The following is a 12,473-nucleotide window of genomic DNA, read 5'->3' as shown; positions in this document are numbered from 1 at the left end:
CACCAGCAACCTCCGCTAGAGCGTGTATGGCAGGACGGTTCAGCCCCGCCGGACGCTCCTCAGTTCGACGCAGCGTGCAAACGTGTGGGATACCAGTCGTCGTCCATGAAAATGGCTCACAATATGCTTCCGCATTACACCCAGCAGTCGACGACTGCGCACAGGTTCCTAGAGATTCCGGCGGACTCCAGCAGGCGTGACCTAGACACTGATGACCGTATCACCGACACCGACTCCGCAAAAGGAAATCTCAACCATCACGGAGAACAATATGATTCATAATCAAGAGGTATACGTCAGAAGGTCGGGGCCGCCCAGCAACCCGCCCGGTGCGCAGCGTGGGGCGCGGGGAAGACGTAACTGCGGACGCTGTGGTGGAGGGTAAACGAAAGTATGGTTTGCGCCACGAATTCGTAGGCATCGCGCGCGACGCTGGTGCAGGGTAAGCCGGACCGGTCGAATAGTCATTGGGCGCTTCCACCAGGCCAGTGGATGCGCCGATCCGGTCAGGACTGGTCCGTATTCCTCTGTGAGCGGCAGCGCCCAGGCCGGCATCGGTGTAACCTCGGCTCACCGGGTCTGCCGAGAGGAATCCACGGACGCGCCGCCCTTTTCGGTGACGACCGGGCCTATTGATACGGGCAATTTGTTAGTCGATGTGTCTTCCGGGGCTAATCCGAGCGCAGGCGGTTACGTATGGGATACGAGTGCCATGCAGACGGGTCTCCGATGACGGGCGGCGAGCGGCTCTGCTCGAGGACGCCTCGGCTGGTCATGCGCGGTCCCGTGGAGGTCGTGATCCCGTACGTCGTGACGATTGGGTGCACGGAAGCGGGCAAGGGCGCCGCGGTCCTGCGGACGATGTGCACCAGCAGCGCAAGGTTCGTCGGCTTCGGCGACTCCGACCTGTCCCCGCCGGTGTCCGGTGCGCACGCCACGCAATGCGGCTTCATGTTCTTCAACCGCCGCGTGGTCGCTGGCGCGTTGGCCCGCTGCCAGACCGTGGGGTTCGCTGTCGAGTCCGGTCGCGGATGAGCGCCTTGACCCAGCGGGCCCTGCCACAGCTGGCGGGTATGCGCATCCTTGTCCTGAACTGGCGCGATGTGCGCCATCCGGAGTCCGGCGGCGCAGAAAACTACCTCCACGAGACAACCCGACGGTTCGTCGCTGCCGGCGCGCACGTCACGCTCCTCACCGCGCGGCCACCCGGGCAGCCGGCACGGGAACAGATCGACGGCGTCGACGTCCACCGCGCCGGCGGCACGCTCACGGTTTACTTGTGCGCAGCCTGGCGGATGCTGCGCACCGGGCACCGCTACGACGTCGTCGTCGACTGCCAGAACGGCATCCCCTTCTTCGCGCCCCTGTTCCTCCAGGCTTCGGTCGTGCAGGTGGTCCACCACGTGCACCAGGACCAATTCGCCACGCGGTTTCCGCCCGTCGTCGCCGCCGTGGGACGACGAGTTGAGGCCGACTGCGCACGGTGGGTCTACCGCGGCAGTCGCAGCGTCGCGGTGTCCGCCTCCACGAGGCAGGAGATGCGCATGCGGCTGCGAGTCGACGGAGTGATCGACATCGTGCCCAACGGCGGCGTACCGCTCCTGCAGACGAACCGCACACGGGCCGAGGTGCCCACCGTCGTGCTCGTCTCGCGACTCGTGCCGCACAAGCGCGTCGACGTGCTGCTGCACGCCGTCGCCCGGGTTCGCGCCGCACTGCCGCAGCTGCGTGTCGAGATTGTCGGTGGCGGCCCCGAGCTGAGCGCGCTGCGGGAGCTGTCCGTGCGACTGGACCTCACCGGCGTCGTCACCCTGCACGGCCGGGTGCCCGACAACATCCGCGACGCATTGCTGGGCCGCGCCTGGGTCACCACCAGCACGTCCGACGGCGAGGGCTGGGGTTGCTCGGTGCTGGAGGCCGCTGCGGCCGGTGTGCCGTGCGTGGCGCTGGATGTGCCGGGCATCCGCGACGCCGTGCTCGATGGCCGCACCGGTCGGTTGGTCGCCGAGCCGGGCCCGGCGGCCTTCGCGGCGGCGCTGGTCGCCGCGCTGACGAAACTGGCCGACCCGGATCGGGCTGCCGCCGTGGCGCAGGAGTGCCAGCGCTGGGCACGCCGCTTCACGTGGGACCGGTCGGCTGAGCTGCTGGCTGCGTCCGTGCTGGCGGCCCGGTGCGATTCGTCCCGGGAGCGTCGCACGGCGCGGTCGGACATGACCACTCTGGCCTGGTTCACCCACGACGACCCACCGGCCGTACTCGCACGGCTGCGCCTGACTGACGAGGTGGCCGTCGTCGGCACCCGGATGGCGGTGATCTTGCGGGGCTGCGACGACCTCGCCGCGCTGGCGCTGCTGGAGGAGCTCGGCGCGTTCGCGGTGCAGGTACGCACGGCGGGGCGGCACGAAGTGCTCGCCGGTCCGGACATCGCGGCGAGGCCGGCGCCGGACACCAAGACCTCCGTTCCCGGGGCGTGCGTTTGACTTCCTCCCCCGCCTAAAGGCGGGGGATCCCAGCGGTCGCCCGCTGGGGTTCCTGCTTCACCGACGACCGCCCCGTCCGGGAGGACTCCCGTTGAGGTCTTACACCGTCTCCACCGGCAGACGCCGCCAGCCCGGCGGCCAGGATGTTGCGTGCCGCGTTCACGTCACGGTCATGCACGGTGCCGCAGTCGCAGGTCCACTCACGGACGTTCAGCGGCAGCTTCCCGCGGACCGTGCCGCAGGCCCCGCACAGCTTCGAGCTGGGGAACCAACGGTCGATCACCACGAGTTCGCGCCCGTACCAGGCGCACTTGTACTCCAGCATGGAGCGCAGTTCCGTCCAGGCCGCGTCGGAGATGGCGCGCGCGAGCTTGCCGTTCTTCAGCAGGTTGCGGACGGTGAGGTCCTCGATCACGACCGTTTGGTTCTCACGGACGAGCCGAGTGGTGAGTTGGTGCAGGAAGTCCCGGCGGCGGTCGGCGATCCGAGCATGGACCCTGGCGGCCTTCCGGCGGGCCTTCTCCCGGTTGTTCGAGCCCTTGGCCTTGCGGGACAGCTCCCGCTGAGCCTTGGCGAGCCGGGTCCGGTCGCGGCGCTCGTGCCCGGGGTTGGTGATCTTCTCCCCGGTGGACAGGGTCACCAGCGACGTGATCCCGGCGTCGATACCGACCGCCGCGTCCGTGGCCGGGGCGGGGGCGATGGTGTCCTCGCACAGCAGGGACACGAACCAGCGCCCCGCCGCGTCCCGGGAGACGGTCACCGTGGTCGGCTCCGCCCCCTCCGGGAGCGGGCGCGACCAGCGAATATCCAGTGGAGCGGTCATCTTCGCCAACGTCAGGCGCCCCTCACGCCAGGTGAAGGCGGAGCGGGTGTACTCCGCGCTCGCGCGAGACTTCTTCCGGCTCTTGTACCGGGGATACTCGGCCCGCTTGGCGAAGAAGTTCCCGAACGCCGCCTGAAGGTGGCGCAACGCCTGCTGGAGCGGAACGGAGGACACCTCGGCAAGGAAGGCGAGTTCCTGGGTCTTCTTCCACTTGGTCAGCGCGGCGGAGGACTGGACGTAGGAGACGCGGCGCTGCTCGCCGTACCAGGCGCGGGTGCGCTCCTCCAGCGCCCGGTTGTAGACGAGACGGACGCAGCCGAACGTACGCGACAGCTCCGCCGCCTGCTCGTCCGTGGGATAGAAGCGATACTTGAACGCCCGCTTCACCTGCTGCGTCATGCCTCACATTCTATCAATTCCTGTGTGAGTACAGGGCGTCGACCACTGGCGGGCACACGCCGAATCGCCCTGACGGCGATTCACCTCTCCCTGCCCTGCTCCGCAGGAGGCCGTTTCCTCCCCAGCCTGAACGCCGGGGTATCCACGGAGGAATCCCGATGAACGCGCCGGCCGGCCGGGTCCGTCGCAGCGCGTTCCCGGACCCAGCCAGTCGGCACCTGACCTATCCGCCGATCACTCGCGCGGCGCTCTCCGGCGATATCCCCCGGTCAACGACGAGATGACGTCGTATCAGGTCTTCGGCATCCGCGCTCTGCACACCAAGGTATTCGAGATCCGCGAGCAGGCCAGCCAACATCATCGAGTAGGTGTGCGGTAGCCGGTCGACCAATCGCGAAAGGAGCATGTACTCGGCGGCGGCGTACATGGCGCGAAGATCAACTCCGTGAAAGTGCCGCTGGTAGTAGCTCACACCGCCGACGTGCACCACCTCATCGGTCATGTCCTGCTGCCACGGTCGGTCGGCGCCCTCTTCGACCTGCAGCGACGCCTCCGTCCGATGTGCGAGCGGGCGTACGGCATGCGTCCGGTAGCCGGCCGCCGCGGCGTCGACCTGATAGGCCACGAGGGTGTCGAAAAACGGACCGTCACCAGGAGGCAGCGGTCGGCCGCGTTCGTCCGCGGGCAGCACACGAAGCAACCGGCTCTGCTGCGGGCCGGTGAGGATGCGGCAGTTCGTCCGAGGGTGGAGGAACACGTTCATACCGCGGTAGTCGTAGTTCGCCGGGCTGATCGGCTGCTGTGCGCGGCGCATCGCCCGGATCACCCCGACGTCGAGGAAAGCGAAGTGCGTGCAGGCGATCGGCACTGAGAGCGCCGCCTCGTAGGTCCAGACACCATTGACGGCCACCCCGTCGTCGAGTCGGCTGATGTCCGCGAACAACTGCGGCTCCAGGACGAAACAGTCGATGTCGATCCAGCCGAAGTTGTGTTCGTTGACCTCGAACAAAAACTCCCACATGGTGTTGTCGTCGATACCGAGCCGGACGACATGCAACGGGCGATCGACGTTCCGCCGAAGCCATGTCTCGTCTTCCTCCGGCAGGTCCGAGCCGAGCAGGACCAGGTTCACGTCGGTCGGCACGTGCCTGATCGCACTTACCACCCAATGCAGGAGCCCGCCGGTGAAGAACATGTAGAAGACATCGCGTTGGTCGGCCAGTCCGCGGTAGAACTGGGCGAACTCGTTCAGATGCGGTCGTTCCTCGCGAGCCTGGCGAGCGTCTCGCAGGGCGACCCGGGCTCTGGCCGGAAGGGCCCGCCGAGCGAGCTGCTGCAAGGAATGCCCCAACCCGGTTTCCGACTCGCAGAACGCCAGCACGTTGCCCCACGGGTCGCGAGCCTCCACCGTCCGCGCCGAGACGGCGGATATACCCGTGCCGAACTGGATGGTCGCCCCCCTGCGGCGCAGGTCGGCCATGATCTGGTCGATCCGCGCGACGAAGAAGACTGCGTCCCAGCCACCCTGATGAACCCGATGATCCGATTCCTGCAGCAACAGCCCCGCCCCGGCCCGGCGGACCACCGCCACCGGGTGCGGGTCCGTCAGCAGCTGCACGTTCTCAAAGCCGAGGACGGTGCGGTAGTGCTCGACGGCGGCGGCCAGGTTCGGAACGCGCAGACACGGCATGCTGTCGGTACCAAGGAGAGCCCGTCCGATGTTCATGACGCCACCGCCCGGACCTCGTAAATGATCTGTTGCACCGTGGCGTCGTCCAATGCCTGATGCAGCGGCAGGAGGAGAGTTGTCGCAGCCGCCCTGGCCGCTCCCGCAGGCGAGTGATGTGGGCCGTAGGCGCTGACCCGGTGAAGGGGGAAGTACCGGAAAGTGGTGTAGATGCCGCGCTGCCGAAGGTGCCGGGCGAGTTCGTTGCGGCGCCGAGGCTCCAACTGGACCCAGAACAGATACTCGGACGACAGGTGCCCTTCCGGCAGCTCCGGAGGCAAGCGGAGCATGCCGAGGTCGGCGAGGCCTAGCCGGTAGGCGGCTGCGATCGCCCTGCGCCGTCGGACGAAGGTCGGTAACCGACGCAGCTGCACTGATCCGATGGCCGACGCCAGATCGTTCGTCACAGATCTGCGGGAGAACGACGACACCTCGAACTCCCACCATCGATCGGCGACGCCGGCCGACGCCGCAGCCAACCCGCTGGATTGGAGAAGGCCGAGGTTGGCCATCGTCGCAGCGCGCGCCGCCAGATCGGGGTCACGGGCGTAGAGCATGCCACCGTCGCCGGTAACGAGGATCTTCATCGCGTCGAAGCTCCACACCCCGATATCACCGAAGGTACCGCAGGCGACGCCGTCGACGGACGATGCCACCGCACACGCCGCGTCCTCGACGAGCGGTATCCCGCGCTCCCGACACCATATGGCGATATCGCCGATCCATCCCGGCCTGCCGCCGTAGTGCAACACGACGACAGCCCTTGTCCGGTCGGTCAAGGCTTCGGCCACGTGCTCCGGGCGAGGATTGAGCGTCCGCTCGTCGACATCACAGAACACAAGGTCCGCACCACGGCTCGCCACAGCGTTCGCCGCGCCCACAAAGCTCACGGACGGCATCACCACCTCATCGCCGGGATTGATGTCCAACAGCTCCATGGCCATGAAGAGGCCCTCTGTGCAGGAGTTAACAGCGGTGACGTGTTGCCTGCCGACCCCGATGTGAGAGGCGAACTCAACCTCGAAGGCAGAGGTTCGACGGCCACGGCCCAGCCAGCCGCTCTCGAACACCTCGCGAACAGCCGCTAACTCCTCCTCGCCGAGGCTCGGCTGGAAGACATTAATCATGACGTCGCTTTCCGTGTCGGGAGGAATCGGAATAAACACCGGCCGGCCGTCAGCCGTTCGAAGGCATAGACCTTTGAGGAAACCTGCGCGTCATTATCGGGCCGGGCGAAGAAGGGCCGCGACGGAGGCAGTTCGCACAAGGATTCAACCGGGATGCCGACGGGCGACCCCGAACTTCTCATGATGTGTGAAATTACCTCACAGTCCAGGCGAACACCAGGGTGGCGAACTTCACGGCGCCCCCGTCCGCCGAAGCTGACACTCCCCATCTTTGTGGTCGTTTTAAGCCACAGCCAGCTGTGCGGAGCAGCGCTTCACATGAAACCTGTCTAGCATCAGTTGACCGCAGGCAGCAAGGACTCGATCAGCGACCGCTGCTCGTACTGACGCCCGGCGGGTACCTCTGTTTACGTCGTGTTCACCCGTCACCGACAACGACGGGACCGCCGCTGTCGCGTGGCCCGCCAGTCCTTCTCAAACACGTCCTGAGGGCGTACCGTCGCACGGGCGACAACCGGGCTCCTTGGTGCGAGCACTTGCAACTCGATGTGATGGGTCGAGCCGAGCGCAGGCGGTGACGTATCGTATGGGACGCGGGTCCATGCAGGCGGGGTCTCGGGTGGCGGGCGTGCGGCGGTTCGAGTCCAGAATTCCTCGGTCGGCGATGCGCGGCCCGGTTGAGGTCGAGGTGGTGATCCCAGCGTTCAACGAGTCTGTACGGCTGCCTGACACGCTCGATCGCATGGTCGGATTCCTCGACACCCGCCCGTGGTCCGCGCGGATCGTGGTGGTCGACAACGGCAGCTACGACGACACGTCGGCAGTGGCGGGTTCCGTGCGTGGCCGCACCGAGGTCGTGACGATCGGCTGCGCACAAGCCGGCAAGGGTGCCTCCGTACTGCGCGGGATGCGCACCAGCAGCGCGCGCTACGTCGGCTTCACCGATGCCGACCTCTCGACGCCGGTAGCCACCTTGATCGAGGTGTTGGCCGAGCTCCACCACGGTGCCGCGGCGGCGATCGCGTCACGGCACGCCCCCGGCGGCGCTTTCGCCACGCCCCGATCGCTGGTGCGTCGGGTTGGAAGCCAGGTGTTCCGCACCGTCGCGCGGCCGCTTGTGCCCGGCGTCCACGACACCCAGTGCGGCTTCAAGTTCTTCGACCGTCGTGCGATCACCGCGGCGCTGGCCCGCTGCAGAAACGCCGGGTTCGCGTTCGACGTGGAGTTGCTGCAGCACATCCACGCCGACGGGCTGCGGATCGCTGAGGTTCCTGTGACCTGGCGGGACGCGCCCGGCTCGACCTTGCGCCCGGTGCGCGACGGGATTGCCGCCGTCGCCGCGGTCTGTCGCATGCACGGCACGTCGCGCTCTGACCCCACGACCAGAACCCGCTGTTGATCTGCCAGGGCTGCAGGCTATGAACATTCGTGTCGTCGGTGCTGTCACGATCATGCTGTGCTGCCGCGAGTTCTTGCTGTTGCCACGTCGACCGTGACGCCGCGCGGCGGCCATCAGCTCGCGCACATTATTCATGCTGCCGGTCAGGTGCGTTCTATGCATCGGGCGCCGACTCGTGTATAGAGGCACAACGCGTGCACATGATGCGCGTCCGGGAAGGCGGAGTTAATGCTTTACGTAACAACGTCCCTTGACAACCGGGCCGTGATCTTGCAGCCTAAGCGGGAGAATAGGGCTATCCCTGGTGGTGTGGGTTCCGCAGGCCGTCCGCTGGCAATGGAACCGTCCGTGAGCACCAACTCGGCGGAGGTAATATCTGTGTGTTCCTCCAGCAGGACCCGACGATCATGTTGATGGTTCAGTTACCGCGTCGGGCACCATATTCTTTGCAAGCCTTTGCTATCGTCGTTGCGTTGCTGATGCCGGCGGTTTTTTCAGCTAGGGTGGGTGGCGAAATCATACCCCCCGCTTACCAGCAGTCTGCGGTCGCCGGGCCCGGCTACCGTGCCGAAATTCGACGGACAAACTACGGGATTCCGCACATCCTGGCGGCAAATCTCGGGAGCGCAGCGTTCGGGCAGGGCTGGGCCTACGCCGAGGATCGGCTCTGTGATCTCGCGGACCAGGTGGTCAAGGTGCGGGGTGAGCGCTCGCGGTGGCTCGGTGCCGGCCCCGGGGACCAGAACTTAGCATCTGACGTCGGCTACCGGGCACTGGGTTTGGTGGACAAGGCCAGGCAGGCGTTGCCTAGGATCTCTCCCGATGCGCGATCGATGATTGAGGGTTATGCCGCTGGATACAACCAATACCTGGCCGCGGTCGGGCCGGGCGGTGTCCGTGGTTGGTGTGCGGGTCAGCCTTGGATCGGACGCATTTCAGCGGTCGATCTTCTGGCCTACCAACAGGACATCGCCATGGTGTCGAGTGGGCGGGTCGCGCTCCCGGCAATCGCCGTCGCACGGCCGCCGAGCGATCAGGCGGTGTCGGCACCGCATGTTCCAGCGGCCGCGGTGGCCGACGCGGTCCGACCTTTGTTGACCAGTAAGAGGAACACCGCGGCGCTGGGCAGCAACGGTTGGGCCATCGGTGGTCAACGCTCCGACTCCGGCCGGGGAGAGCTGCTGGCTAATCCACATTTCCCGTGGGAGGGGGAACTCCAGTTGTGGGAGAGCCAACTCACGGTCCCCGGCGTGCTCGACGTCTACGGCGCGGGGGTGGGCGGCCTGCCCGGGGTGCAGATCGGTTTCAACGAACGAGTGGCGTGGACCCACACGGTTGCTCCGGGGGCCAGGTACACGTTCGACAAGCTCCAGTTGGTGCCGGGACAACCGACAAGCTTCCGCCACGGCGACCGCATCCTGCACATGCAGGCAAAGGTGGTGACCGTGCCGGTCAAGAAGGCTGACGGCCGGCTGAAGATGGTGAGCAGGACGCTGTGGTCCGGCGAGCACGGACCGATCGTCAATCTGTCATCGATTGATCCAAGCTATGGCTGGACCAGCACCAGCGCAATCGAGTTCCGCGACGCCAATGCGGGGAATACTCGGCTGGTCGACTTCTGGCTGGCCATGGCCAGGTCCGGCAGCGTCGCCGAGGTCGCCGCGCAGAATGCCAAGTTCGGCACGCCGTGGCTGAACACGGTGGCGGCGGACAGTTCCGGGGCGTCCTGGTTCGACGATGCCGCGAGCACCCCCGACCTTACCCCCAAGGCGACTCAAGCATGGCTTGCAAGCCCGATCGGGCTCCTGGACGGAAGCGATCCGGAACAGGAATGGCGGGAAGAACCGGGAGCCCCTGCGGCGGGGCTGCTGCCGCCCTCGCGGTGGCCACAACTCACCCGCCGGGACTACGTCTTCAATGCCAACAACTCCCCGTGGATAGTGAATCCGCAGAGTCCGATCGAGGGATTTCCAGCGCAGTTGGGGGAAGAACGGGCGGCGTTGCCAGCACGGGCCAGGCTCAATGCCATGCTGCTCGCAGATCCCGGGCCGGCCCACCGGTTCACCCTCGATGAGCTGGTGTCCGCGGTCCTGTCCAACGAGACCCTGAGCTCACGGTCGTTGCTGGGCCCGGTGCGCCAACTGTGCGACGTGTACGCCGGATCCACCGAAGCCGGCTGGCGCGATGTGAGCAAGGCATGCGCGGTGCTGGACGGCTGGGACGGACGCTTCCAGGTGCACAGCCGGGGCGCGGTGCTGTGGCGCGAGATGCTGTCGAAGGTGCTGGCCGCGCACCCCGACGCCCTGGATACCGTAGGTCCGTTGTTCTCATCCGCGTTCGACCAGCGCGATCCGGTGCACACTCCCGGCTCTCCGCGTCCCGATCCGGCCGTGCTGGGACCAGCACTGGAAAGGGCCCAGCAGACGCTGGAAGCGGCAGGATTCCCGCTGGACGTCCCGCTCGGCGCGGTGCAGCACAGCACCAAGGGCGGGCATGAGCTGCCCGCGCCAGGTGCGCCTGACGTGCTCGGGGCCATGAACGTCATCGAGTACACGTCGACTCCCGGGACAACGCTGGAGCCAGTTGTGCCCGGAGGCGACACATTGACCAAGGACGGGTATCAGGTGAACACCGGTACGAGCATGCTGCTTGCCGTTCGGTTCACCGGAAAAGGGCCACAGGCGAAGGGTCTGCTCACCTTTTCCGAGTCAATTGATCCGGCGTCGCCACATTTTGCCGACCAGCAGGCGCTGTTTGCGCAAGGAAAAGTCCGAGACTGTCTGTACACTCAGGCGGAAATTCGAGCCGACCCGCACCTGCGGACCACTGTTGTCCGTGGATCCTAGATCGTTTGACATCTGTTCGACATATCGCCGAGTGGCCGTGAGGAAGTGCTCAGGTGCTCCCCGGAGTTCGAGTCCCTGCTGGGGTGGTCGGTCCGTGAGGTGATCGAAGGCGCTGCCGGGGCGATGGACCTTCGGCGCATCGACGTGATGCAGCCTGCCTACGCAGTCGTCTGCTGGCTCAGCGGATGGCGGGCCGGGGCGTGCTCTCCTCGGTCGCGCTGCCCGTGGACCAGCGGTGCCGGCGAGCACCCTTGGTTCCTCGGCCTGGTGTCGGCGTCGGCGCTGGTCTCACCGTCGCCGATGCGGTCCTGCTGCCCCGCGAAGGGGACTGATGCATCATCAGAGAGACTGTGCGACGTCGCTCAGCGCGTCGCGGAGCCAGATGTGTTCCGGGTCGGCGGCGTGTCTGTGGTGCCAGTACATGGTTTCACACAAGGAAATTTCGCTCTCGAGAGGGATTGCGCGTAAGCCGATTTCCCGTCCGAACAGCTCATAAAGTCGTGATTGGACGAGCGCTATCATCGGTGTGCCCGCGACCAGGTACATCCGCTCACTGAAGCTTCCTGCGGTTACGGCCAGAGCAGGGTCTATTTCGATGCCCGGCATTTTCACGCCTCGCAGGGAATTGACTTGGAGCAGCTCGGTGATGTAATTGAATGCGATGCTCTCGCCGAGAGTTGCGTTGTCTGCGTCCGCGACCGCCACGAACCTGTCGGTGAACAGGTGGCGGCTGTGGTAATTCAGCTTACCTTGCGGCAACATCGATCTCGGTGCTATGAGGAGATCGCATTCGTCACCTTCTAGTGGCGAAAGCGTGTCGTCGCTGAGTGGGACGATCTTCAGCGACACGTTCGGATTAGAGTTCCAGAGCGATTGCAGGAGTGGCTTGATGAGGACGATCGAGACATAGTCACTGGTCACGATGGTGAACGTGCGGCTGACCAGGCGGGACTTCAACGTGCTGCGGCTGCCCAATACCGAACGCATAGAGTCAACGGCACGGTCGACCGGCTCCACCAGTGCGGCGCCGAACGGCGTCAGCTGCATGCTGCGTCCGTTCCGCGTCAGCAATGGATCGCCGAAGTGGCGTCGCAGCTTGGCCAAAGACCCGCTCATGGCCGGCTGGGTGACCCCGGTCCGCTCCGCTGCGCGCGTGACGTTCGCCTCGGCGAGGAGGGCCTGCAACGGAATGAGTAAGTTGAAGTCGATCTTGAGCAACGGATCGTGGGCGACGCTTGTCGCTTCTGGCGAGCGGGTGATGTCAGGGCCACGGGTGTTGGCGGGATCATATGACATTTTCTTGACCAGTTCCTGCTCTTCCTGCCACGCTGTTTAGTTCAGATGCTGCATTCATGGTCTTGCCTTACCGGATCTGCCAGGGGTACCAAACCTGAAGGTAGCGGGTTCTCGGTTCGGGTGCGGGGCCTGCGTGTGTCCAGGTTTCGGTAGCATTCGATTCACGTCGGAACACCCTTTGTCAGAATCATCAGTTCTCGGCGTATCTCAGCGGGTCAGGCAGCTACGGTGCTGCGAGCCTGCACGTCCTGAACAGCAACCTGGTCGGGTCGATCTGCGTTGTACGAGCGGCACTTCTCCACCTTGCGCGCTCAGGGAGGTGGCAGGCGGAGATCCCGGTATCGGACAACATCTCCTGAACCCGGTCCGTCAGGCGG

At 65.8% G+C, this 12,473-nt stretch carries 8 protein-coding genes; 4 read left to right on the top strand and 4 right to left on the bottom strand.

The features are described 5' to 3' along the window. Positions 1-786: 786 nt before the first annotated feature. Both HUT19_RS40155 and HUT19_RS40150 read left to right on the top strand, forming a co-directional pair. On the top strand, positions 787-1,035 hold the full coding sequence (locus HUT19_RS40155; protein WP_176186121.1) for a hypothetical protein: 249 nt from the start codon (positions 787-789) through the stop codon (positions 1,033-1,035). A 5-nt stretch (positions 1,036-1,040) separates the two neighbouring features. Continuing rightward, positions 1,041-2,480 carry a glycosyltransferase family 4 protein gene (locus tag HUT19_RS40150; RefSeq protein ID WP_217712341.1) on the top strand — a complete coding sequence of 480 codons (1,440 nt, stop codon included), beginning with the start codon at positions 1,041-1,043 and terminating at the stop codon, positions 2,478-2,480. Between the two features lie 13 nt (positions 2,481-2,493). Here HUT19_RS40150 and HUT19_RS40145 read toward each other — a convergent pair whose 3' ends face one another. From HUT19_RS40145 to HUT19_RS40135, 3 genes are all read right to left on the bottom strand, one after another. After that, complete coding sequence (locus tag HUT19_RS40145; protein ID WP_176186117.1) at positions 2,494-3,702, bottom strand: RNA-guided endonuclease TnpB family protein; 1,209 nt, start codon at positions 3,700-3,702, stop codon at positions 2,494-2,496. 223 nt (positions 3,703-3,925) lie between these two features. Continuing rightward, the gene (locus HUT19_RS40140) at positions 3,926-5,428 is read right to left on the bottom strand and encodes a VOC family protein (protein ID WP_176186115.1); all 1,503 of its coding nucleotides are present in this window, start codon (positions 5,426-5,428) and stop codon (positions 3,926-3,928) included. Continuing rightward, positions 5,425-6,555, bottom strand: coding sequence for a DegT/DnrJ/EryC1/StrS family aminotransferase (locus tag HUT19_RS40135; protein ID WP_176186113.1), 1,131 nt, complete (start codon positions 6,553-6,555; stop codon positions 5,425-5,427). The genes HUT19_RS40140 and HUT19_RS40135 overlap by 4 nt, the downstream gene beginning before the upstream one ends. Before the next feature lie 628 nt (positions 6,556-7,183). Between HUT19_RS40135 and HUT19_RS40130 the strand changes: the two genes are divergently transcribed. Both HUT19_RS40130 and HUT19_RS40125 read left to right on the top strand, forming a co-directional pair. Next, the gene (locus HUT19_RS40130) at positions 7,184-7,954 is read left to right on the top strand and encodes a glycosyltransferase (RefSeq protein ID WP_217712340.1); all 771 of its coding nucleotides are present in this window, start codon (positions 7,184-7,186) and stop codon (positions 7,952-7,954) included. 380 nt (positions 7,955-8,334) lie between these two features. Further along, positions 8,335-10,800 carry a penicillin acylase family protein gene (locus HUT19_RS40125; RefSeq protein WP_217712339.1) on the top strand — a complete coding sequence of 822 codons (2,466 nt, stop codon included), beginning with the start codon at positions 8,335-8,337 and terminating at the stop codon, positions 10,798-10,800. Between the two features lie 339 nt (positions 10,801-11,139). Here HUT19_RS40125 and HUT19_RS40120 read toward each other — a convergent pair whose 3' ends face one another. After that, on the bottom strand, positions 11,140-12,096 hold the full coding sequence (locus HUT19_RS40120; RefSeq protein ID WP_176186109.1) for a LysR family transcriptional regulator: 957 nt from the start codon (positions 12,094-12,096) through the stop codon (positions 11,140-11,142). Between the last annotated feature and the right edge of the window lie 377 nt (positions 12,097-12,473).

The organism is Streptomyces sp. NA02950, assembly GCF_013364155.1.
Classification (GTDB): domain Bacteria; phylum Actinomycetota; class Actinomycetes; order Streptomycetales; family Streptomycetaceae; genus Streptomyces.
Note: the sequence above shows the minus strand (reverse complement) of the source record. Positions and strands in the feature narration are given on the sequence as shown.